Annotated in this window: 19 protein-coding genes, 1 tRNA gene and 1 pseudogene; 10 read left to right on the top strand and 11 right to left on the bottom strand. The window is 65.4% G+C overall.

Annotated elements, in window-relative coordinates; translation table 11 throughout:
* The first annotated feature begins 2 nt into the window (after positions 1 to 2).
* From AC5Y5O_RS12515 to AC5Y5O_RS12500, 4 genes are read left to right on the top strand one after another with little or no spacing between them, the layout of a single operon-like run.
* Positions 3 to 191 (top strand): antitoxin, encoded by a 189-nt coding sequence (locus AC5Y5O_RS12515; RefSeq protein ID WP_096289969.1) that lies wholly within the window; start codon positions 3 to 5, stop codon positions 189 to 191.
* Positions 192 to 194: 3 nt separating this feature from the next.
* The gene (locus AC5Y5O_RS12510) at positions 195 to 668 is read left to right on the top strand and encodes a type II toxin-antitoxin system Rv0910 family toxin (protein WP_096289968.1); all 474 of its coding nucleotides are present in this window, start codon (positions 195 to 197) and stop codon (positions 666 to 668) included.
* Entirely contained in the window at positions 649 to 1896 is a 1248-nt protein-coding gene (locus AC5Y5O_RS12505) for an SAM-dependent methyltransferase (protein WP_096289967.1), read from the top strand. The genes AC5Y5O_RS12510 and AC5Y5O_RS12505 overlap by 20 nt, the downstream gene beginning before the upstream one ends.
* Positions 1897 to 1952: 56 nt before the next feature.
* On the top strand, positions 1953 to 2387 hold the full coding sequence (locus AC5Y5O_RS12500) for a hypothetical protein (RefSeq protein WP_096289966.1): 435 nt from the start codon (positions 1953 to 1955) through the stop codon (positions 2385 to 2387).
* Positions 2388 to 2391: 4 nt separating this feature from the next.
* On the opposite strand, the gene AC5Y5O_RS12495 is transcribed toward AC5Y5O_RS12500, so the two are convergent.
* The 4 genes from AC5Y5O_RS12495 to AC5Y5O_RS12480 all read right to left on the bottom strand — a co-directional run bounded on the left by AC5Y5O_RS12495 (position 2392) and on the right by AC5Y5O_RS12480 (position 7313).
* The gene (locus AC5Y5O_RS12495) at positions 2392 to 2877 is read right to left on the bottom strand and encodes a VOC family protein (protein WP_096289965.1); all 486 of its coding nucleotides are present in this window, start codon (positions 2875 to 2877) and stop codon (positions 2392 to 2394) included.
* A gap of 37 nt (positions 2878 to 2914) precedes the next feature.
* A complete protein-coding gene (locus tag AC5Y5O_RS12490; RefSeq protein ID WP_096289964.1) occupies positions 2915 to 4441 on the bottom strand; it encodes a carotenoid oxygenase family protein in 1527 nt (508 codons plus the stop codon).
* Position 4442: 1 nt separating this feature from the next.
* Entirely contained in the window at positions 4443 to 5669 is a 1227-nt protein-coding gene (locus AC5Y5O_RS12485) for an acetyl-CoA acetyltransferase (RefSeq protein ID WP_500025469.1), read from the bottom strand.
* A gap of 228 nt (positions 5670 to 5897) precedes the next feature.
* The gene (locus tag AC5Y5O_RS12480) at positions 5898 to 7313 is read right to left on the bottom strand and encodes an MFS transporter (RefSeq protein WP_279304549.1); all 1416 of its coding nucleotides are present in this window, start codon (positions 7311 to 7313) and stop codon (positions 5898 to 5900) included.
* Positions 7314 to 7781: 468 nt separating this feature from the next.
* Here AC5Y5O_RS12480 and AC5Y5O_RS12475 point away from each other — a divergent pair, with 468 nt between their 5' ends.
* On the top strand, positions 7782 to 9266 hold the full coding sequence (locus AC5Y5O_RS12475; RefSeq protein WP_500025466.1) for a glycoside hydrolase family 183 protein: 1485 nt from the start codon (positions 7782 to 7784) through the stop codon (positions 9264 to 9266).
* Between the two features lie 15 nt (positions 9267 to 9281).
* Here the strand turns inward: AC5Y5O_RS12475 and AC5Y5O_RS12470 are convergent.
* Positions 9282 to 9569, bottom strand: a pseudogene (locus AC5Y5O_RS12470) (response regulator transcription factor); the annotation flags it as partial.
* Positions 9527 to 9757, bottom strand: coding sequence for a hypothetical protein (locus AC5Y5O_RS12465; RefSeq protein WP_500025464.1), 231 nt, complete (start codon positions 9755 to 9757; stop codon positions 9527 to 9529). The gene AC5Y5O_RS12465 and the pseudogene AC5Y5O_RS12470, both read right to left, overlap by 43 nt.
* A gap of 252 nt (positions 9758 to 10009) precedes the next feature.
* Here AC5Y5O_RS12465 and AC5Y5O_RS12460 point away from each other — a divergent pair, with 252 nt between their 5' ends.
* On the top strand, positions 10010 to 12751 hold the full coding sequence (locus AC5Y5O_RS12460; protein WP_500025462.1) for a winged helix-turn-helix domain-containing protein: 2742 nt from the start codon (positions 10010 to 10012) through the stop codon (positions 12749 to 12751).
* A 4-nt stretch (positions 12752 to 12755) separates the two neighbouring features.
* Here the strand turns inward: AC5Y5O_RS12460 and AC5Y5O_RS12455 are convergent, their stop codons facing one another.
* A complete protein-coding gene (locus AC5Y5O_RS12455) occupies positions 12756 to 13985 on the bottom strand; it encodes a sensor domain-containing phosphodiesterase (RefSeq protein WP_500025460.1) in 1230 nt (409 codons plus the stop codon).
* 340 nt (positions 13986 to 14325) lie between these two features.
* Here AC5Y5O_RS12455 and AC5Y5O_RS12450 point away from each other — a divergent pair, with 340 nt between their 5' ends.
* The gene (locus AC5Y5O_RS12450) at positions 14326 to 15399 is read left to right on the top strand and encodes a GGDEF domain-containing protein (RefSeq protein ID WP_243394179.1); all 1074 of its coding nucleotides are present in this window, start codon (positions 14326 to 14328) and stop codon (positions 15397 to 15399) included.
* A 22-nt stretch (positions 15400 to 15421) separates the two neighbouring features.
* Here AC5Y5O_RS12450 and AC5Y5O_RS12445 read toward each other — a convergent pair whose 3' ends face one another.
* Both AC5Y5O_RS12445 and AC5Y5O_RS12440 read right to left on the bottom strand, forming a co-directional pair.
* Positions 15422 to 16423 (bottom strand): AraC family transcriptional regulator, encoded by a 1002-nt coding sequence (locus AC5Y5O_RS12445; protein WP_165796473.1) that lies wholly within the window; start codon positions 16421 to 16423, stop codon positions 15422 to 15424.
* Positions 16424 to 16657: 234 nt separating this feature from the next.
* Positions 16658 to 17053, bottom strand: coding sequence for a MarR family winged helix-turn-helix transcriptional regulator (locus tag AC5Y5O_RS12440; RefSeq protein ID WP_096291353.1), 396 nt, complete (start codon positions 17051 to 17053; stop codon positions 16658 to 16660).
* Positions 17054 to 17149: 96 nt separating this feature from the next.
* Between AC5Y5O_RS12440 and AC5Y5O_RS12435 the strand changes: the two genes are divergently transcribed.
* Complete coding sequence (locus tag AC5Y5O_RS12435) at positions 17150 to 17785, top strand: TIGR03086 family metal-binding protein (RefSeq protein ID WP_207768625.1); 636 nt, start codon at positions 17150 to 17152, stop codon at positions 17783 to 17785.
* Between the two features lie 231 nt (positions 17786 to 18016).
* The gene (locus AC5Y5O_RS12430) at positions 18017 to 19045 is read left to right on the top strand and encodes a fused (3R)-hydroxyacyl-ACP dehydratase subunits HadA/HadB (RefSeq protein WP_096291352.1); all 1029 of its coding nucleotides are present in this window, start codon (positions 18017 to 18019) and stop codon (positions 19043 to 19045) included.
* A gap of 92 nt (positions 19046 to 19137) precedes the next feature.
* Here the strand turns inward: AC5Y5O_RS12430 and AC5Y5O_RS12425 are convergent, their stop codons facing one another.
* Together AC5Y5O_RS12425 and AC5Y5O_RS12420 are read right to left on the bottom strand one after the other, a co-directional pair.
* Complete coding sequence (locus tag AC5Y5O_RS12425) at positions 19138 to 20379, bottom strand: HNH endonuclease signature motif containing protein (RefSeq protein ID WP_500025456.1); 1242 nt, start codon at positions 20377 to 20379, stop codon at positions 19138 to 19140.
* Between the two features lie 81 nt (positions 20380 to 20460).
* A tRNA-Ser gene (locus AC5Y5O_RS12420) sits at positions 20461 to 20562 on the bottom strand.
* A 29-nt stretch (positions 20563 to 20591) separates the two neighbouring features.
* Here AC5Y5O_RS12420 and AC5Y5O_RS12415 point away from each other — a divergent pair.
* A complete protein-coding gene (locus tag AC5Y5O_RS12415) occupies positions 20592 to 21299 on the top strand; it encodes a hypothetical protein (RefSeq protein ID WP_096289957.1) in 708 nt (235 codons plus the stop codon).
* Positions 21300 to 21442 lie beyond the last annotated feature (143 nt).

Genomic DNA, 21442 nt, shown 5'->3' with positions numbered 1-21442 from the left:
GCATGGGATTCCTGGACAAGGCAAAGGACCTGTTGGCGCAGAACGCCGACAAGGTCGAGACCGCGATCGACAAGGCCGGTGAGTTCGTCGACGACAAGACCGGCGGCAAGTACTCCGACACCATCCACAAGGTGGCCGAAGAGGCCAAGAAGGCCGCTGGGTCTGCGGCTCCGGGCGACCAGCAGAACTAGCACATGGCGAAACTTTCCGGATCCATCGACGTGCCCCTGTCGCCAGAACAGGCCTGGACGCACGCGTCTGACCTGTCGCGCTTCAAGGACTGGCTGAGCATCCACCGGGTGTGGCGCAGCAAGCTGCCCGACGACCTGCAAAAGGGGACGATCATCGAATCGATCGTCGAGGTCAAGGGCATGCTCAACCGGATCAAGTGGACGATCGTGCACTACAAGCCGCCCGAAGCCATGACACTCAACGGCGACGGTGTCGGAGGCGTGAAGGTCAAGCTGCTGGCGAAGGTCAAGCCGAAAGACGATGGCTCGGTCGTGAGCTTCGACGTGCACCTCGGCGGCCCTGCGCTGTTCGGCCCGATCGGCATGATCGTGGCCGCCGCGCTGCGAAGCGACATCAACGAATCCCTGGAAAGATTCGTCACCGTGTTCACCGCTCCCGATCCCGGCCGCAACGGACATGGCGGCGCCGGCCGCTGACTGTCTGGCGGACCTGCTTGCAACCACCGTCGGTGTCGAGCTGCCGGTCAGGCTGCGCGCCTGGGATGGCAGCGAGGCTGGGCCCCTAAACGACCCAGACGGCCCGGTCCTGGTGGTCCGTTCGCGTCGCGCATTGCGCCGATTGCTCTGGTGTCCCGGCGAACTCGGCTTAGCCCGTGCGTATGTGACCGGCGATATCGATGTCGAGGGTGACCTGGCCGACGGCCTGCGGCGGGCCTGGCGCCACGCGGGCGAGCGCGAGCGCGTCTCGATCTCCCCGCGGGCCGCGATGGCGGCGGTCCTGCGCGCTGCGCGGCTCGGGGCGCTCGGGCCGCCGCCGAGAACCCCGGCCAGCGAGGCGCGGTTGTCCGGGCGATTGCACAGCCGACGGCGCGACCGGGCGGTGATCGCCCATCACTACGACCTGTCCAACGACTTCTATCGCCTGCTGCTCGATGAGCATATGGCTTACTCGTCGGCGTATTTCACCGATGCAGGACAACCGCTACACGACGCCCAAACCGCGAAGCTGGATCTGATCTGTCGCAAGCTCGGGCTCGAACCGGGCATGCGCCTGCTGGACGTGGGATGCGGCTGGGGTTCGCTGATCCTGTACGCCGCACAGCGCTACGGCGTACGCGCCACCGGTATCACGTTGTCGGGCCAGCAGCGCGAATTCATCGCGGCCCGCGCCGCCGAGCGCGGTCTGGATGAGGCCATCGAGGTTCGGCTGCAGGATTACCGCGACTTCGGCAATGACCCGCAGTGGGCGGGTGTCTTCGACTCCGTCGGCTCCATCGAGATGGGCGAACACGTCGGCGAACAGTGGTATCCCGCCTACGTGCGGATCCTGCGCCGCGCGCTGCGACCCGGCGGCCGGCTGTTGCTGCAACAGATGTCGCGGCGGGCCGACGCGGCGCCGGGCGGGGGAGCGTTCATCGAGGCCTACATCGCGGCCGACATGCACATGCGACCGCTCTGGCAGACGTTGCGCTACCTGCAGGACGGCGACTTCGAGATTGCGTCGGTTCAGGCGATGCGCGAGCACTACGCCCGCACCGCGCAGTGCTGGATCGCGACGCTGGACGAGCGCTTCGACGAATTCGTGGCGCTGCTGGGGGAGGAAGTCGCCCGCGTGTGGCGGCTGTATCTGGCCGGCGGCATGCTGGCCTTCGAGCAAGGACGGATGGGCGTGGACCAGATCCTCGCCGTCAAACCTCCGGCCTGAGGATCCCGAGCGTGGCAAGCGGGCGCTGCGTCCAGCGCCCTATTAAGGTCGCACCCATGACCCGCCGCCTGCGTCCTGGATGGCTGGTGGCGTTGTTTGCCCTGGTCGTTTCGACCAGTGCCTGGATGCCGTGGCTGACGACGTCGGTGGGTGGCGGCGGCTGGGCCAGCGCGATCGGGGGCAAGCACGGCAGTCTGCAGCTTCCCCCGGGATTCGGCGCGGGCCAGCTGATCGTGCTGCTGTCCTCGGCCTTGCTGGTGGCCGGGGCAATGGTGGCCCGCGGCCTGTCGATGCGGATTGCTTCAATTGCCGCGCTGGTGATTTCACTGCTCATCGTGGCGCTGGTGGTCTGGTACTACAAGCTCAACGTCAACCCGCCGGTGTCCGCGGAGTACGGGCTCTATGTCGGCGGGATCGCCGCGCTGGGCGCGGTCGCGTGCTCGGTGGCATCGCTGATCGCCGCCGTCATGGCCGGCCGCGCCCGGCGGTGAGACCTCAGCGCGACGGAAACTCGTGTTTGCCCGACACGGAGCTGTCGGCGGGCTCGTTGACCCCGAACACGAACGGCGCGAACACGACCTCGCGACCGTCGGGGTCGCGATAGGTGACCGCACCGGTTGCTGCCCAGTACGGATGCTGTTCTACCTCTTCAACCCCGGCATCGCGTAGGCGCGCGATCGCGGCGCGCTGAGACTGCTCGTCTGGAAAGTACAGGCACAGCTGTTCGTGATGATCGACGGCGACGTCGCCGTCGGGGGCCGCGACGATCTCCATCGTCAGGTTCCAGCTGGGCAAGCCGAAAATCGCGCCGTTGCTGCCATAGCTGGCCTCGAACGTCTCGAAGAGCGGCAAACCCACCAGCTCACGGTAAAACCGCACGGTCGCTTCGAAATTCGACGACCTGCGGGCGAAACGGATGGCGCCGATCGGGGCCAATTGCATGGGCCAGTGTGTGGTCCGGCGGGGCTTTTCGGAGTTCATTGCCATCCTATGATGACGTGTCGCCGAGTCGGGGGGTTCACAGGCCCACGGCGGACGGCGCCGACTCGGCAGAGTCCCAGCGGCGCAGTTGGGCACCGGGCGCCCACGTCGAATGTGTTCCGCTCGAAATACGTTCCGGCAGTTGTAGTTTGCATACCGGGCCGTCGGTGACGCGAGCCGCGTCGAACACCACGCAGTAGGAGGCGTCGGTGTTCATGTCGGTGGTGAGGGTGACCAGGTAGCCGTCGTCTTCACCGGTCGCACCCACCCGGGGCGCCATCGCGGTTTCACTGCCGTAGACGCCGTCGCCGAACGAGATGCTCTCCTGGCTCCCGGTGCGCAGGTCGTGTTTGACCAGCCCGTCGAACAGGAACCAGCCCGGCTTCCCGGTGGCGGCGTAGGTGTAGCGGTAGCTGCCGCCCGCGTAGTCGGCGTTGATCGTGCCGAACTCGGTGATCGAGTCCGACAATTGCTCCTCTTTGACCGCGCCGGTGACCAGGTTGAAACGCCAGCGGTGCAGCCGGGCCTGCAAGCGGTCCAGTGCGAGGAAGCGAAATAGCTTGTCCCACTTGGTTCCTCCGGTGTCAAGCGGTTGCGGATCGCCCTCGAAGAAGCCGTCCAGCACGATCTCGTCGCCGTCCTCGTAGGCGTTGGTGAAGTGCAGCACGAACGTCGGGTCCGCTTCGAACCACTGGATGTCGGCGGTCGATCCGCGGCGTGGGATCACCGCGAAGCGCGACGGAATATCGGGGTAGAAGCGGGGTAGGTGCACGTCGTGTTCGAGCAGCCGCGGATCCCAGAACAACGGGAAATCGTTGAGGATGGCGTAGTTTTCGGTGAACGCCATGTCATGGGGCAGACGCGGGCCGGGCAGCGGGATGTCGACGTAATGGGCCAGCTCGTTGGCTTCGTCGACCACGCCGTAGCGCATGTACGGGTCCTGCTTGCTGTAATTGAAGAACAGCAGTTCTCCAGTTTTGTTGTCCACCTTGGGATGTGCGGAGACGCCCCAGTCGCGGGGAAAGCGCCCGTTCCAGCTTTCCTTGCCGAGGGTGTTGGCCGAGTACGGGTCGATCCGGTACAGATCGCCGCACTGGTAGAAGCTGGTGAGTGCGATTCCGCGGTGCACGATGACATCGGTGCTCGACGCGTCTTTCATCTTCGTGCGCGCGCCCCAGCCCTCTGCGCGCTGAGCCAACTGCACCGGTTCGGCCAGGCCCGGCCAGAGCGGCTGCCCGGCGTCGTTTTCGGCCAGAAAGCCGTCGGTGCGAATAAAGCGATTGCGGTAGAAGGCTTTTCCATCGCGGAAGCCGACCACGTGCACCATGCCGTTACCGTCGAACGGGTGATACGTCTTGATTGCCGGATGCAGCGGGTTCTCGGTGTTGCGCAGGTAGATCCCATCCAGGTCGACCGGGATTTCCCCCTCCACCGCGATCAGATCGTTGGCGTCCCACTCGGTGGTCTGGGGCCGCCACGGGCCGGTCCGGTACGGGTGGTCGTCTTCTTCGGGCAGTGTCGACAAGAACTTGCCGACGATCGTCACGTCGTTCTGCAAGTCCATGTCATGCGCCTTTGGTTGTGCCCACCACGACGCTGACCGTCGTGGCGGTGCTGCCGCCGAAGTTCAGCGTCCCGAACGTCTTCGCGCCCTCGACCTGATAGTCACCGGCGCCGCCGCTGACCTGCTTGGCCGCGTCCAGCAGCATTCGCACGCCGGAGGCCCCAACCGGGTGTCCACCGCCGATCAGCCCACCGCTGGGGTTGATCGGGAGCCGCCCCCCGATCTCGATCTCCCCGTTCTCGATGGCCTTCCATGCCTCCCCCGGTCCGGTCAGTCCGATGTGGTCGATGGCCAGGTACTCGCTGGGCGTGAAGCAGTCGTGCACCTCGAACCCGTCCATGTCGTCGAGCGCCACCCGTGCGCGCGCCAACGCATCGAGCACCGCCGAACGCACGTGCGGCATCACGTACGGGTCGTCAGCGGCGCGGTCGAGTTTCTGCTGCAGCCCCAGCCCGACGGTGCGATGCCCCCAGCCCTCGATGCGGCCGATCGGGCGCACGTCGGGATGATCGCGCAGATAGGCGTCGTTGACCAACACCAATCCCGCTCCGCCGTCGGTCATTTGGCTGCAGTCGTAGCGGCGCAGCCGGCCCTCGGTGACCGGGTTGGTCGCGTCGTCGGCGGTGATCGGGTCGGGGATGCTCCATGCGCGGGTCTGAGCGTTGGGGTTGCGCCGCGCGTTAACGAAGTTGAGCTGCGCGATGGCCCGCAGATGGCTGTCGTCCAAGCCGTAGCGCCGGTCGTACTCGTCAGCGACCTGTGCGAACATCGACGGCCACAGATAGCGCGCGTCGGCTCCCTCGTGTCCGGTCCACGCTGCCGCGCCGAGATATACCGCGGCGATGTCGCCGGGCACGGGTTTCTCCAGCTCGATCCCGATCACCAGCGCGGTGTCGTAGGCACCGGAGCGCAGGTCGGCGATCGCCGACAGGGTCGCCACACTGCCGGACGCGCAGGCGGCCTCGTGCCGCGACGCCGGGGTGTCCCACAGCCCGTCACACACCGTCGCCGGCATCGCGCCAAGGTGGCCCTGGCTGGCGAACATCTCGCCGAAGGCATTCGCGACGTGAACCACGCCGATGTCGGAGGCGTCCATCATGGCCGCGGTGAGGGTGCCGTCGACCACCTCCTCGGTCAACGCCGCGTAGTCGCGGTTCTCCTTCGTGAGGTTGCGAGCGAAGTCGCTCTGGTAACCACCGATGATCCACACGTTTGCCGAGCCGTCCATACCAGCGCACGGTACTCCTGGATGACCCCAGAAATGGCGGACCCGTCGGCTCTCGGGCTGAACCGACGGGACCTAGATGGGCGCGTAGGCCGGCCGACGCGCACACCCTGTTGGGGCATTACCATCCCCGGGGCCGGGCAAACATGGCAAATCACGCTCGCCGTGATTCGCTCAGCCGCCTTTGACCTGTGCGAACGACGATTCCCCCTGCTCACCGGCGCATTGCGGCTAGAGGGTGCCCCCGACAAGCTCGGTCGGTTCGGGTCCCTCGGGAGGCCGGGCAGACCGACCCGCGGCATCCTGAGCGTCGGCGCGGTCCACCTCGGCAAGGTCGATGCCCTTAGTCTCAGGGGCGGCCACGGCGGCCACGGCGCTCACCGCGGCGGCGCCCGCCAGGTACCAGGCGATGGGCACCGCCGAGTTGTAGATCTCGAGCAGGCGAACCGCGATGATCGGCGCCAGAGACCCGGCCACGATCGACGTGACCTGGTATCCCAGCGACACGCCCGAATACCGCATCCGGGTGGGGAACATCTCGGCCATGGCGGACGGCTGAACCGCGTACATCACCCCGTGGAACACCAGGCCGATGACGACCGCGGACATGATGACCGCGTTGTGGCCGCTGTTCATCATCGGGAAGGCGAAGAAGCCCCAGCTGGCGGTCGCGACAGCGCCGACGAAATAGACTGGGCGCCTACCGAATCGATCGCTGAGGTGCCCGAAAAAGGGAATGACCGCGAAATGCGCGGCGTGCGCGGCCAGCAGCCACCACAAAATGGTTTTGGTGTTCGCGTGCACATGCACCTTGAGATAGGTGATAGAGAAGGTGACCACCAGGTAGTACATGATGTTTTCGCCCACCCGTAGTCCCATGGCGGTGAAAATGGCGCGCGGATAACGCTTTATCACTTCCAAAATGCCGGCCCGAGACGACTTGGCGCGCTCCGCCTCCCGCTGTGCCTCGACGAAGATCGGGGCGTCGGTGACCTTGGTGCGGATGTAGTAGCCGATCAGCACGACGACCGCGGACAGCCAGAACGCCACCCGCCAGCCCCAGCTGAGGAACTCCGCGTCCGACAGGGTCGAGGTGAGAACCAGCAGCACCGCGGTCGCCAGCATATTGCCGCCCGGCACACCGGCCTGCGGCCAACTTGCCCAGAAACCGCGGCTGGCGTTCGGGCTGTGCTCGGCGACGAGCAGAACCGCCCCGCCCCACTCACCGCCGACGGCGAAACCCTGGATGAACCGCAGCGTCACCAATAGCGCCGGGGCCCAGTATCCGATCTGAGCGAACGTCGGCAGGCAACCCATCAGGAAGGTGGAGGCGCCGACCAGCACCAGGCTCAGCTGCAGCAGCTTCTTGCGCCCGTGCCGATCCCCGAGTTGGCCGAAGACGACGCCGCCCAGCGGGCGCGCGGCAAAGCCGACGGCGTAGGTCACGAACGCGGCCAGGATGGCGTCGAGGTCGTTGCCGCCCTTGGCGAAGAAGATCTTGGCGAACACCAGGGTGGCCGCGGTGCCATAGAGAAAGAATTCGTACCATTCGACGACGGTGCCGGCCATGGAGGCGGCGACCACTCGGCTGAGGTAAGCGCGTCCGGCTCCGAATCGGTTGCGCTGCAACCCATCACCTGTATTCACCGCTCGCCCTCCTTGGCGGACTGCCCACCCGCGATGACGGGTTTGCTGCGCATGGGAGCGTACCCGGGCCGGCCTGGCAACGCAGGTTGTCCATGTCATTTGTTCCGCGGGCCGCGTGCCGCAGGGCCGCAAGGAGTCTCCGCTCAGCGGGTGCCGTTGTGCCCGCCTCGCAGCGACAGTCCACGGCTCGGCGGCGCACAGCCTCCGAACGTCGCTGAGAGGCGGGCATAAGCCACCCTGGTCCGGCGCCGGTGGCTGGCTGGCCGCGCGACGAGAACGAGTGCCTAGCAAATCCGGCTGGGAAGGGCTTGAAACCAGGGTTTCGACACGGTCACGGATGCATACCTATTAGCTGATCGCTGGTCACACAAGCCCCTTAAATCACTATCGTCACATGAGCCAACTGCGTACGTCAATGTGGCGTCTCGCTCCTGGAAAGGTATGACTTTGTCGGGGATTCTTCGGACCATGTCGCTAGCGCTGGTGCCGGTGGGCGCTATCGCTTACATCGTCGCGGCAGGCCCCGCGCCGTTAGCAAACGCCACACCATGCGGTGCGCCCGAGGCGAACATCGAGCCTCCCGTGCAGGCGCCGATACCCGCGCCTCAGCCGGTCGTCCAGCCGCCCACCGGGCGGCGGCCCTCGCACGCGAATGACCAGGCGCCGCTGCCCAAGTTGGGCCCGCTGATCTCGTCGTTCCTCAAGCCGACCACCGGCGGCGGCCAGCGATACTCGGCACCGATGGTTCCGCAGGCGGGGGTGGTGCCGCCGCCGGCGCCGAATCCGCCGGTGCCCGGACTGCCGCAGTCGCCGAACGCGGCGCCCCTTCGGCCGAACGCCGCCCCCCCGGCTCCGCCGGCCGCAGCACCGCAGCCGGCGCCCGACGCGGCAGCGCCGCCGGCTCAAATCGCCGGAGCGCCGACGTCGCTGGTCGACTGGGTCACCGGGCCCAACGGCCCGAACAAGACGTTGCAACGTTTCGGTATTTCCGGCACGGACCTCGGGATCATCTGGGACAACGGCGATCCCGCCAACCGCCAGGCGTTGATGGCCTTCGGTGACACCTTCGGCTATTGCAAGGTTCGCGGGCAGCAATGGCGATACAACGTGCTGTTCCGCAGTAACGACCATGATCTGTCGCAGGGCATTCACATCGGCGACGGGGTCCCCAACAACAACTACTCCGGCTCCCCGGTCTGGACCAACGGCCTTTCCAAGCAGGTCGTCAACACCATCCACAAGGCGAACCACGAAACAGGCATCATTCCGACCTCGGCCATGTCGCTGGGCCGCACGCAGTACATGAGTTACATGTCGATCCGCCAGTGGGGTCGCGACGGCGAATGGTCTACCAACTATTCGGCCATCGCGAGATCCAACGACAACGGCCAGAACTGGGGGATCTTCCCCGGTTCGATCCGCACGTCTTCGCCCGACACCGTGCCCGGCGCCGGGTACACCCCCGGCAACGAGAACTTCCAGATGGGCGCGTTCATGAAGGGGCAGGACGGCTACATCTACAACTTCGGAACGCCGTCGGGACGAGGTGGTGCGGCATACCTGTCGCGTGTTCCCCCGGCCCAGCTGCCGGACCTGAGCAAGTATCAATATTGGAACGGCGACAACGGCGGGCACTGGGTCGCGGCCAATCCTGGTGCGGCGACCCCACTTTGGCCCGGGCCGGTCGGCGAGATGTCGGCCCAGTACAACAGCTACCTGAAGCAGTACCTGGTGCTGTACACCAACGGCGGTAGTAACGACGTCGTGGCGCGGACCGCGCCGACGCCGACGGGACCGTGGAGTGGGGAGCAGCCGCTCGTGTCGTCGTTCCAGATGCCCGGCGGCATCTACGCGCCGATGATCCACCCGTGGTCGTCGGGCCGGGACCTGTACTTCAACCTGTCGCTGTGGTCCGCATACGACGTGATGTTGATGCACACGGTGCTGCCGTAGGCCATCGGGTCGCGACGGGGCGATGATGCGGTGTTCGTAGGCGAAGACGATCGCGGCGGCGCGATCGCGCAACCCGAGCTTGGTGAAGATGCGTCCGATGTGCGTCTTGACCGTGAGGCCCGAGATGAATAGCTCTTCGGCGATCTCAGCGTTGGTGTGCCCCTTGGCAATCAGCGTGAGCACATCGCGCTCGCGGGGAGTGAGCTCGTCGATCGAGACGGTCGGGACCGCCGATGGTGCAGCACTGGCGCGATAGTTGCTCAGAACCCGCGCGGTGACGGCGGGGTCGAGGAAACTGTGGCCGTTGCCGCCTCGCGCGCTCCTACCACCAAGTCCGCGAGTAAGCGGCCAATACTGTTGTGCGGTAACGGGAACGACCCGACGCCGACCTGGGCTGAATTCGCCGGGAAAACCACCCCGGCACACCAGCCGGTCACCGATGCACGTTCGACGGATGCCGGACGCCGCGACACATCGCCGATGTCAGCCATCGGATCGCTCCTCGTGTTGTGTCATGCATCGACGCTACGAATTTCGGCTATTCCCACGCATCGTGCTGAGGTTCGATCTTGATCTGCGACCGTAGTAGGAGCCCGCGGCCGCGCCGCCTGCGACCGCCGTATCACCCGGTCCGAAAGTCCCAGGTCTAGCAAAGGGCGGACGGTTTGGATAAAGATGTGATGGGGGATCGGATAAGCTGCCTCGCTGCATTCCGGGCAGCCGCGGGAGGGGAGGCGTATTTGGTGCAGACCAACGCGCGCTCCGCACGGATCGTCGCCACCAGGATCCAACCGCCCACCTACCTCGGCAAGCTCGTCGCCCGCGACCGCCTCATCGACTTGCTGCGCGCCAACCGCAGCAAGCGCTTGGCCTTGATCCACGCACCGGCCGGATTCGGCAAGACCACCCTGGCGATGCAATGGCAGCGCGAATTGCGTGCCGAAGGCGTACCAACGGCATGGATCAGTCTCGACCGCGACGACAACGACGTCTACTCCTTCCTGCGCAGCCTCATCGAGGCGGCCCGTCGCGTCGAGCCCACGGTGGGCGCCGAACTGGCCGATCTCCTCGAACAGCACTCCCGCGACGCGCGGCGTTACGTGCTGGCCGAGCTGGTCAACCAGGTCGCGGAATACCGTCTGCCCGTGGCGATTGTGCTCGACGACTGGCATCTGATCGACGATCCCGAGACGATCGCGGCGCTGGAATTCCTGCTCGACGTCGGCCCGGACAACCTGCACCTGATCGTGACCAGCCGGACCCGTACACCGGCGATCGGCAAGCTCAAGGTGCGCGACCAGGTCAGCGAAATCGACGCGACGCTCTTGCGGTTCGACCAACGTGAATCCGCGGCGTTCCTACTCGACCTCAACGCGCTCGAGCTCGACGGCGACGACGTGCTGCGGCTGTGGTCCAGCACTGACGGCTGGATCGCCGCGCTGCAACTGGCCACCCTGTCGCTGCGCAACACCAAGGACGCCGTCGGGCTGATCAGCGGCTTCTCCGGCCGGCACCATTCGATCGGCGACTATCTGGCCGAGAATGTGCTGGACGGCCTGCCCAGCGAGCTGCTCGACTTTTTGCTGACCACCTCGATCTGCGATCGCCTGTGTGGTGGCCTCGCTGCGGCCGTCAGCGGCCAGCCTCGCGGCCAGGCCATTCTCGAAGAGCTCGAACGCCGCGACATGTTCCTGATGCCACTCGACGACAACCGCGAGTGGTTTCGCTACCACCACCTCTTCGGCGGATACCTGCGCCAGCGTCTGGAACGCGATCACGCCGACCGGATCGTGGACCTGCACCGGACCGCGTCGGGCTGGTTTTCCGAGCAGGGACTGCTCGGTGAGGCGGTCACGCACGCGCTGGCCGCGGGTGAGGAGACCGAGGCCGTCGATCTGGTGGAGCAGCAGGCCATGTACCTCGTCGAGCACAGCCGGATGGCCAGCCTGCTCGGGCTGGTCAACAGACTGCCGAAGGATCTGGTGCCGACCAGGCCTACGCTGCAGATCGCGATCGCGTGGGCGAATTGTCTGCTGCAGCGCGCCGAGGACGCTCAGATCGCACTGGATCACGTCCGTGCCGCCCTGGACGGGGCATCCGATGCGGCGGCTTCCGCGATCCTCGGCGAGGCCGACGTCGTGCAGGCGTGTACCGACGTCTACCGCGACCGCATCGATCGTGCCGCCGCTCTGGTTGCGCCCTGCCTGGTGGAGAAGCCGGCCTGCCGGCCGTTCCTGGTGGCGGTCTCGTCGAACATCTGCACGTTCGTCGACATCCACACCTTCGCCTACGACAGGGCGCTCGCGCGCCAGCAGTGGGCCAACCCATTTCACGAAATGGCCAGTGGCCCCTTTGCCGGCGTTTATGGACGATGCTTCGCCGGGCTGGCGGCGTTCGCCCAGCTCGATCTGGACGCCGCCGAACAGCGCTACGTCGAGGGCCGTGATCTGGCCCGGAGCATGGCCGGCGAGCATTCACACGCCGCGCGGCTGGCGGGCGCATTGGTAGGTCGGCTGTGCTACGAGCGCGGCGAAATCGAAGCCGCCGAAACACTTTTGGAGGAATGTCACGAGCTCGGGGCGGAAAGTGGTGTTGCCGACTTCATGATCGCGACCTACAACACCCTGGCGCGGATCAAGGTGTTGCGCGGCGACATCGATGACGCTTACTCCTTGCTCGACGAGGGAAATCAAGCGGCACAACAACTCTCGCTACCCAGATTGTCTGCCGCCCTCGACTGTGCCCGCCTGAGCCTGCACCTGGCGGCGGGCGACATCGACCGGGCGCAGGACGTTCTCGACCGCCAGGCCACCGAACTGCCGTCGGGTGCCAACAGCATCGCCATGGCCGTGCGTCACTACCGGCTGGTGATGCGTGCGCAGATTCTCAGCGCACGCGGCAATCACGACGCCGCGATCGATCTACTTTCCGCGGTCCGGCAGGACAACCGTGACGCGGGCGCGCGCTATGCCGACGTCGCCAGCACCGTAGCCCTTTGCCGGGCACACGCTTTGGCGGGCAATGCGTGCGCCGCTACCGAGGAACTGGTGCCCGCACTGATCGCGGGTGCTAAGGCCGGTCTACTTCGCACCGTCGTCGACGCCGGGCCCGAGTTGCTCAATGTCATTGTCGGCCTTCGGGAGGCGAGCCGGACCGGTCGACGAGACACCGAATTGCCTGAGGTGCCGGCCGAATACCTGTCATTGCTGCTGACCACCGCGCACTTCGACGCCCAGAAGGCGGCGATTCCGATGATCGGTCTTCCCGGCGAACGCAACTCCTTGCCCGAGGAAGGGCTCAGCAGCCGTGAAGTGGAAATCCTGCGCCTGCTGGAACGCGGCATGACAAACAAGCAGATCGCCCGCAATCTCGGCGTCACGATCAACACCGTCAAGTGGTACCTGAAGGGTATCTACGTCAAGTTGGGGGTCGCACGACGCGGCGAATCAATCGCGGAGGCGCGTCGGCGCGAAATCCTGCCCTGATCGATCACGCGAGCCGGTCGAGCAGGCTTCGCGCCGCCGCCGTGACGCGGGCCCGGTCGAAGGTGATCGACATCTCGTAACGCCGATCTCCCTCCGCGTCGGGCCCGCACGCGGGGAACGTTCGCTCGCGCGCGATCAGCGCCGCGGCGGTGTCGGGGCCGAGCACCAAGACGGTCGATTCGTTCGTCAACGGGTCGTCGGGGTCAAGCCGCACCTGCCTGACTCGCGGTCCCAGCTCTTCGGGCAGATGCTGGCCGAAAACCGCTACCAGCGGCGATCTTTCGGCAAGCATCGAGAGGTTTTGTTGTGACATCTCGTGAATGTCGCGGGTGTCCTTCAGCGTGAAGAGAATCATCGGCGGGGTTTCAGCAGTGACGGCCATCCGGCCGATGTGTCGGGCGAGTTCGGTGACGGTGTCCTTGCGGACGATCCGGGTGGTCGGAACCGCTTCTGCCAGGCCAAGATTCGCCGGGGCGATTTTCGTCGGTGCTGACTGCATCTTTCGCGCCGGCCACGAGAACGCCCGTCGCGTGCTCGGAAGCTCCCCGGGACCGCCGAACCGCATACCTTGACCGAGCGTGGCGCCGTACGCCAACGCCTGTTCGAGATGCTCCTCCGTTTCGATACCTTCCGCGCAAATCACGGCACCGGTCCGCTCGTGGTGCGCGGTGATGGCCGCGACGGTGCGGGCCTGCAGCCGATCCGGTTGGCGTTGTATCAAGCCCATGTCGAGTTTCAAGATTTCGGGCGACAGCACGTCAAGCAACACCAGCGAATCGGGGCGTGAGCCGATGTCGTCGAGCGCGATCGCGAACCCCAGCGAACGCAGCGCCACGACCTTGCGCAGCAGCGCGCGCGGATTGGTCAACAATCCCCGCTCGGTGACTTCGAAAGTGAGGCGGAAGCGCGAGGCGGCGTGCATGACGTCGTCATCTTGTGCCAGGTCGATGTGCGACGTTGCGGGTTCGCAATTGATCAGCAGCAGCATTCCGGGAGTCGACGAGCCCAGCAACGCTCCTCGGGCAGCGGCAGTAATGCAGGCACGATCCAGCGTATTCAAACGGCCGGTCTGTTCGGCGCGGGCAAATACGTCGATGGGCGATGGATTGTCCAACTCTGGCCAGCGAGCCAATGCCTCATAGCCAACGACGATTTCGCTCGGCAGCGCCACGACCTGCTGATATGCCGAGCTCAGCCCCGTACCCATGACCGCCTCGTCAAGAGCCTCGGTCATTGTCGGGCCAGGGGTCATCACAGGGCTACCTGCGCGAACATCCAGCGGTCATGAATTCAACGCTAACTCCGAACACCGTGTTTCATTGCATCACTACCCGCTTTCCCCACGCCGACTACCCCAATGAGTGGTCGGCCTGGGGCCTCTTCATAGGGTGGATGGCGACGCGGTCCCCGGTTCACTTGTTAGCGCACACACCGGCTACTCCGCTAGGTAGCGCCAGTGGAGTGATGAATGCGGTTCTCCGATATGCGCCAACAATGTCTTAGGTATTTAATTCTTCACGTGGCAATTCCGGTGCATGATGTCGTTGCGCCCGATTCGGGTGAGCAGGTCGATAATGCAGCAATCTGATCACTATGACCTGCTCAGCACCTATTTGAAGAACCGCGGTCTGCAGAAAGTCTGGCAAAGGTCAAATTTCGTTGCTATCGCCGCACAGAGCACGCTGCCGACGATCATGCTGTGGAGCCCCACCGGACCCAACCAGCCGGTTTTGCGGGTAATTTCCGTCGCGATATCGGTGCTGGGGGTGGTCGGCGCGACATTGTGGTTGGTCCATTGGCCCACGAGACGGCAATCGATCCTGTTCGCGTTTTCGGCAATGGCGGCTATTGCCGTCGCATCCCTGTGCTTGTCCAATCCTTACACCGGGCTGATGGGTTGCACGGTTTTCGCCATTCTCGGTGGCTTCATCGCATACTTCCACTCGCGTCGCATGGTGATCACCAACTTCGTCGTGGCCGTGATCTGCGCGGCGATCTTGGCGCACCGATTCATCGCCGCCGACGGCGACGTAGCGCTGATCAGCGCCGGGCTGATCACCATTGCGGTGCTCAATATCGGCGTGCCCTTTGGCGTTCTGTCGCTGATGCATACGTTGCGCAACGACCTGCGCAGCACCGACCGCGATTCACTCACCGGCCTGCACAACCGGCGCTCGTTCTACAACGCGGTGGCGGAGTTGATGGCATTGCACGGTCGGCCGCCGGGCACCTATCTCGTGACGGTGGTCATCGACCTGGACAACTTCAAGCAGATCAACGACACCCAGGGGCATGCGGTCGGCGACCAGGCGTTGGTCGCGGTCGGCTCGGCGCTCGAACAGAACTGCCGGCCCGCGGCGGTGATTGCTCGTGTCGGCGGCGAGGAATTTGTCGTTGTCGACACCGCAGCCACGCCGCAGCACGCCACCATGACCGAACGGCTCCGTCAAGCGGTCGCCGACATTCCCTTCTCGATCACCGCGAGCATCGGGACTTCCGCGATCGCTCTTGCCGAGCTTCCGACGATTGCCGACATGAAAGTGATCGACGATTTGATCGGTAGCGCCGACGCCGCGATGTACGAGGCCAAACGCGCCGGGGGGAATCGGGTCTGTCACTGCCCGGAGTTAATGCGCGCGGCGCGTTAGGTTGCTAAGGGCTTCCCGTCCATCAGGGCGCGGTGGAGCAATCCTTCGCGTGGTGCAAGAGCAGACTCGCGCGGTGATCGCAATCCCGTTGTGGCACACCGCGAATCCGCGCCTCGCTCGGGGTGATGCCGAAATGCTGCTTGAAGACGGTGTTGAAGGTGCTCCTGGAACGAAAGCCACTGGCGGTCGCGATGGCGTCGATCGGGGTGTTCGGCGGCGACTGGCGAAGCAGATCTGCGGCGCGGGTGAGCCGTGTGGTGCGGATCAGATCGCTGGCCGTGGTCCCGGCGCGTTGCAAGGCCAACTGGATTTGACGCACCGACCAGCCCAGTGCGTGGGCGACGCCGGTCGGCGTGAGGTCCGGATTGCTCGCGTACCGCGCGACGTGTTCGCGCACCGCTTGCTCGACTGAACCGAGGGTGTCAGGAGTTCCGCCGCGACCGGTCATGCACGCGAACAACAGGTCGTTGATGGTGGCGCAGGACCGCGAGAACTCGTAGTCGTCGAGGGTGTCGTGCTGCAGGCTCACGGTCGAGATCATCGCGCTGACCACCGAGCCGAGCCCGCGCCGGAAGTCCATCGCGACGGGGCCTTCCGGCAAGTTGAGGGGCCGGCGTGCGTCCGCCACATCGAACGTCCAGCCCCGCGCCCAGGAATTGTGGCGGATCTGAAGAGCACGGGACTTGCTCAGCAGCAGAGCCTGTCCCGGCTGTAGCCGGACCTGGCGGCTGTCTTGCTCAAAGTCGAGAACGCCGCTGCGGATGATGAACAGCATGCTCCCGAGATCGCCGTCGGCACGCACGTCGGCGTTGGTTTTCGCGTAATGCAGGCCCTCCGACCAGAAATCGACGACGCGGTGATCTCCGTTGTGCTGGACGATGCTGCCTGCTCTGAACTTCGCCATGTCTGGAAAAACGAAGTGCAGCGAGCCGTGATTGGCGCAGACGTGGTCGACCCAGTAGCCGGCGGGATCGCCGAGGGCGCTACGCGTGTCGCTGCGCTGGGCGACGTAGCTACTCACCACGCGTGGTCGCTGCGCCCTGACGCTGACTTGATTCCCGCTATTCATGGCAGCTCGGATTCGCCTCTTCCCACCCTCGTGCCCGACCAAATGACCATCGAGTATGCCCGTCTAGGAGAACCGGCCTACTGGATGTGCGATCCAGCGCATCGCGTGCGGGAATCCCGCATTGTTTGGATGTACCTAATTAGCCAGCGCTTTCCGGTGGGCAAATATTTCGTGCCACCGTGTCATCTGTCATCCCCAATCGCGGGGAGCCAGCCGCTGGAGGGACCGCAGGAAGATCCTTCGCTCCTCGGCGCTGAGTTCACCGAGCCAGCGTTCTTCGCCGCGCTGGATCTCACTCTGCACGGCGTCTTTGACGCGCCGACCGGCTTCGGTGATGGCGAGCAACCGCACTCGGCGATCCTCCGGGTCGGGCCGTCGTTCGATGTAACCGTCGTCCTGCAGGTCGTCGAGCGTGCGAATAATGCGGGTCTTGTCGGCGCCGATCGCCGTGGCCAGCGCGGCCTGGGTGCGCATCGACGACCGGTCCAGCGCCAGCAGCACGACGTAGCCCCACATCGTCATGCCGTGGGCGGCCAGGACCGGTTCCTCGGCCGCGACCAGCTCGCGCAGCAGCGGCGCCATCATCGCGGCCAGGTCAGGGCGCCGGTCCGGCGACTTCGCAACCACCGCGCCATCATAGGCATTGCAATATCGTATGCGTGCGCATATGGTAAGCAAATGATTATTAATTCGGCCGACATCCGCCCACTGCATCGCATCGCGCTGTTGCACTCGATCGACATCGTCAACGCTGTCACGCATGCCGACTTCGCCAAGCCGACGCCCTGTGGAGATTGGACGCTGCTGGATCTTCTCGCCCATATGACCGTTCAACATCGTGGTTTCGCCGCGGCGGCGCGAGGCGCCGGTGCAGATCTCGATAAGTGGAATGCGGACGCTGTCGTCGACGCGGTGAGGGCCGATCACGGGCGCGTCTATGCCGATGCCGCCCTCGACGTAATCGACGCGTTCGCCGCGGATGGCTTAAGCGAAACGCCTTTCCGGCTGCCCGAGTTCGGCGAGGGCGCTGCGGTTCCCGGCGCGATGGCGATGGGCTTTCACTTCGTCGACTACGTCGTGCACGGCTGGGATGTCGCCGCATCGCTGGGCCAGCGCTACGAGCTACCCGCCGATGTTATTGCCGCCGCGTTGCCCCTGGTGCTGGCCGTGCCCGACGGCGAATTCCGCGGCGATCAGGGTGCCCCGTTCGGGCCCGCGCTCGAGGTGGCGGGCGGCGACGATTTCGACCGCATTCTGTGCCACCTCGGCCGTCGTCCGGACTGGGCGCAACGGCCTCCGGCGGTCACCGGTGCGTGATCCGGCCATCATCGATCTGTAATGAATAGTCCAGTGCTGGAATAGATTTAGTCTTGCGCTATCGCGTCTATAGCGAATAGCTAAGGCGTCCAGTCTATTTGGCGAAGTGGTTTCGGATTGTGCTGTGATTTTTCGGCGAAACAGTATCGGTGCGTATTGCCATGGTGTCCGCACGCTAGTGTTCTTTGGTTGGCCTCAGGGGGCAACCGAATAGAACAGGTGGGGAAACTGATGACGGCAGCAGACTCGTCGACGCTCGAATCGCGGGTCGGCCATTACTACGCGATGGAAGACATCTATCAGGTCGGCCGCGAGAAGCTGCGCGAATTCGCGCGTGCCGTTCAGGACTATCACCCTGCGCACTGGGATGTCGCCGCTGCCGCGGAGTTGGGATATTCGGACGTCGTGGCGCCGCTGACGTTCACGTCGGCCCCGGCCATGGCGGCAAACCGGCGCCTCTTCGAATCGGTGGTCATTGGGTACGAGATGTACCTGCAGACCGAGGAGGTCTTCGAGCAGCACCGGCCGATCGTGGCCGGCGACGAACTGCACATCGACGTCGAATTGTCCTCGGTGCGCAGGTTCGCAGGCAGGGACCTGATCACCGTGACCAATACCTTCACCGACACCGCCGGCGAGCGGGTGCACACCTTGCACACCACCGTCGTCGGCGTCACCGCCGAGGACGTCGATCCGGCGATCAGGGGGACCGCGCAGCAAGTGATGATGCACGACGTGAACCTCGCCGGCATCGACTACTCGGACGCGGACTACCAGAAGACAGTGCGCCCGGCGGACGAGGTTCTGATCTCCCAAGGAGGGACCGCCCGCACCCCGGGGACGCCGTGTTTCGATGACGTGAAGGTCGGCGACGAGTTACCGGTGCACCACGCCCGGTTGTCCCGCGGCGACCTGGTGAACTACGCCGGGGTGGCCTGCGATGCGAACCCGCTGCACTGGGACGAGAACCTCGCCAAAATGGCGGGACAGCCGGACGTGATCGCCCACGGCATGCTCACGATGGGTTTGGGAGCCGCGTTTGCCTCGACCTGGACTGGCGACCCGGGCGCGGTGACCCGCTACGCGGTGCGGCTGTCCCAGCCCGTGGTCGTGTCGGCCGCCGAGGGCGCGGACATCGAGTACAGCGGCCGGGTCAAGTCGTTGGATCCGGAAACTCGCAGCGGTGTCGTCATCGTCGGCGCGAAGTCAGGCGGCCGCAAGATCTTCGGTCTGGCGACATCAACCGTCCGCTTCAGCTGATCTACACGCCGAATCACTCGACCCGGTGGCGCGAATGAATTTCGTTATGCCCCGGTGTGTTTGGGGTTCGATGCATTCGCCCGGTGACTGGTCTAGTTGGGTGGTGGTTGGGGTTGGAAGGGTTCGTACCACCACCATTGGGCGCGTTCGCCGGTGGGTCCGGGGCAGGGTGGGACGTCGGGTGGGGGTTGGGTGGGCGGGCGCGCCAGTGATCCCGCGTGCAGTGGTTGGCCGGTTTCGTCGGTGACGGTGAGAGCGTCGGCGGGTCCGCTGATGGTGATCAGGCCGCGGTGGTGGCAGCGGTGGTGATACGGGCAGAGCAGTACCAGGTTGGCTAGTTCGGTGGGGCCGCCGTCTTCCCAGTGCCGGAGGTGGTGGGCGTGCAGACCGCGGGTGGCCCCACACCCGGGCACCGCGCAGCTGCGGTGGCGGTGCTCCAGCGCGCGGCGCAGCCGCCGGCTGATCACCCGGGACGCACGGCCGGCACCGATGACCTCGCCGCCGCGTTCGAACCAGACCTCGCAGGTGGCATCACAGGTCAGGTATTGGCGTTCGGCGTCGGTCAGCAGCGGACCCAGATGCAGCGCGGCAGCACGCTGCTGCACGTCGAGGTGCACGACCACGGTGGTGTGCTGCCCGTGCGGGCGGCGGGCCGCCTCGGCGTCCCAGCCGGCCTCCACCAGGCGCATCAACGCGTCGACGGTGCCCGGCAGCGGTGGCCTGTCCTCGGGGTCGCTTTCGGCGTGATCGCGTTTCCATTCGGCGAAAAGCGCGTCCCGGTGTGAGGCCAAGGCCGCATCGAACTTCGCGGCATCTAGGTGGGGGAGTTTGATCCGGTAGCAGCTGCCCTCGTCGGTGGAGGTTTTGGTGATCGAGGGCGCCGGTGCGGGGCGTGCGGGATCGGGGTCGGGTCGTGGTTCGAGTTTGACCGCGGTGCGCAACTGGCTGACCGTGGCGACCTCGGCCAGCGCCGCATAGTGCTCATCAGATCCCTCACCGGCCCGGGCGGCGATGACGCCGACCTGATCCAGCGACAGCCGACCCTCGGCCAGCCCGGCCGCGCAGCGCGGGAATTCCTCGAGCCGGCCCGCGACGGTGGTGATCGTGTGGGCATTGGCCGGAGACAGGGCGAGCTTCCAGCCCAGCAATGCTGCGACTGAGCGTGCGCCGGTGGCTCCGCACAGCTCGTCGCGCTCGATCTCAGCGGCGATTTCCACGATGCGCCCATCAATCGCATTACGCTGACCGGCCAACTCCGCCAACTCCTCAAACAACACCCCCAGACGGTCCGCCGGGCGCGATTCAACAGCGCTACACGAAGCGGCCAACGACATAACCACATCATCGCAGCGGGGTACGACAACTTTCGGGTGTCCCAGGCATCATCGGACGGCATACGCGGCGGCCTGTGCCCCGGCAGGATTCGAACCTGCGACACCGGTTGGTGACGGACACGGAAACCGGGTCTCCGGGCTGCTGGGATTCTCGAGACAGCTGTCCTACCGCTGGCGCAAACTAATCGAGAAGCGAACTAGGGGGAGGCGCGATGGCCGCCGACGAGATTGCTGATGGTCAGCCGGCTACGACAGTCGGCGCCGCAGACGACCCAACCACCGTGGTGTCACCGCCGACCGAGGCTGCGTTCGGTCATGCATGGTCGAACGAGGAACCCGCCACCGTCGCGTTGTCGCGGCCCTGGCGATCCGTGTGGATGATCGCGGGCGTCGGCCTGTTGTGCGGCGTCGTCGTCGCTTTCGCCATCTTTGGCGTCGTTGCCCTATTCAGCGACGGCAATGACACCAAGCGTGCGGCGACCCCGGTGACGCCGGTCCTGTTAGCCCCGGCTGCGGCACCCGCTAACTTGCCGACGGCATCGCCTGGTGGTGTCGCCCAGCCTCCACCGACTGTCGTAGCTCAACCCCAACCGACGGTGACCGTGACACCACCGCCGACCACCGTTACCGCTCAAGCCGCACCCCCGCCAGCCGCTGGCGGCAACGACGTCTTCACCATCTGCCCGGACGGGCACGAAGGCGTCGTGGGCGGCCACACCACATGCGCATTCGCCGCCAACGTCCGCCAAATCTTCTACGCCACAGGAATGTCCAGAAACTTCACCGCATACTCGCCTGTCACCGGCAACGGCTACGACATGACCTGCATCAGCGGATACCCCGCCTACTTCAGCGACGGATCGACGAAGATCTCAACGCGATGCTATGGCGGCGACAACGCCCAGGTGGTCATCTGGTGACCCCTCGTGACCCCTCATCAACCCGAAAACCACGGGCGGCAGCTCTGATTTGATTTTGAAAGAAACGACGGGAGCCCGGACATCGAGCGCCGAAGCATGAGCACCGCCAAAACAATGCAGCTGCTCCCATCCCTGACGTGCCC

Source organism: Mycobacterium sp. NGS40 (assembly GCF_059812735.1).
The sequence above is the reverse complement of the archived record's forward strand: the minus strand, read 5'-3'. Positions and strand labels throughout refer to the sequence as shown.

What these genes read in the sequence shown, in the direction of transcription:
- AC5Y5O_RS12440 (WP_096291353.1), bottom strand. Translation starts at nt 17,053, where the DNA reads ATGATGGCGCCGCTGCTGCGCGAGCTGGTCGCGGCCGAGGAACCGGTC.
- AC5Y5O_RS12455 (WP_500025460.1), bottom strand. Translation starts at nt 13,985, where the DNA reads ATGACCGAGGCTCTTGACGAGGCGGTCATGGGTACGGGGCTGAGCTCG.
- AC5Y5O_RS12425 (WP_500025456.1), bottom strand. Translation starts at nt 20,379, where the DNA reads ATGTCGTTGGCCGCTTCGTGTAGCGCTGTTGAATCGCGCCCGGCGGAC.
- AC5Y5O_RS12475 (WP_500025466.1), top strand. Translation starts at nt 7,782, where the DNA reads ATGTCGCTAGCGCTGGTGCCGGTGGGCGCTATCGCTTACATCGTCGCG.
- AC5Y5O_RS12450 (WP_243394179.1), top strand. Translation starts at nt 14,326, where the DNA reads ATGCAGCAATCTGATCACTATGACCTGCTCAGCACCTATTTGAAGAAC.
- AC5Y5O_RS12485 (WP_500025469.1), bottom strand. Translation starts at nt 5,669, where the DNA reads ATGGACGGCTCGGCAAACGTGTGGATCATCGGTGGTTACCAGAGCGAC.
- AC5Y5O_RS12430 (WP_096291352.1), top strand. Translation starts at nt 18,017, where the DNA reads ATGACGGCAGCAGACTCGTCGACGCTCGAATCGCGGGTCGGCCATTAC.
- AC5Y5O_RS12505 (WP_096289967.1), top strand. Translation starts at nt 649, where the DNA reads ATGGCGGCGCCGGCCGCTGACTGTCTGGCGGACCTGCTTGCAACCACC.
- AC5Y5O_RS12495 (WP_096289965.1), bottom strand. Translation starts at nt 2,877, where the DNA reads ATGAACTCCGAAAAGCCCCGCCGGACCACACACTGGCCCATGCAATTG.
- AC5Y5O_RS12500 (WP_096289966.1), top strand. Translation starts at nt 1,953, where the DNA reads ATGACCCGCCGCCTGCGTCCTGGATGGCTGGTGGCGTTGTTTGCCCTG.
- AC5Y5O_RS12515 (WP_096289969.1), top strand. Translation starts at nt 3, where the DNA reads ATGGGATTCCTGGACAAGGCAAAGGACCTGTTGGCGCAGAACGCCGAC.
- AC5Y5O_RS12510 (WP_096289968.1), top strand. Translation starts at nt 195, where the DNA reads ATGGCGAAACTTTCCGGATCCATCGACGTGCCCCTGTCGCCAGAACAG.
- AC5Y5O_RS12415 (WP_096289957.1), top strand. Translation starts at nt 20,592, where the DNA reads ATGGCCGCCGACGAGATTGCTGATGGTCAGCCGGCTACGACAGTCGGC.
- AC5Y5O_RS12490 (WP_096289964.1), bottom strand. Translation starts at nt 4,441, where the DNA reads ATGGACTTGCAGAACGACGTGACGATCGTCGGCAAGTTCTTGTCGACA.
- AC5Y5O_RS12465 (WP_500025464.1), bottom strand. Translation starts at nt 9,757, where the DNA reads ATGGCTGACATCGGCGATGTGTCGCGGCGTCCGGCATCCGTCGAACGT.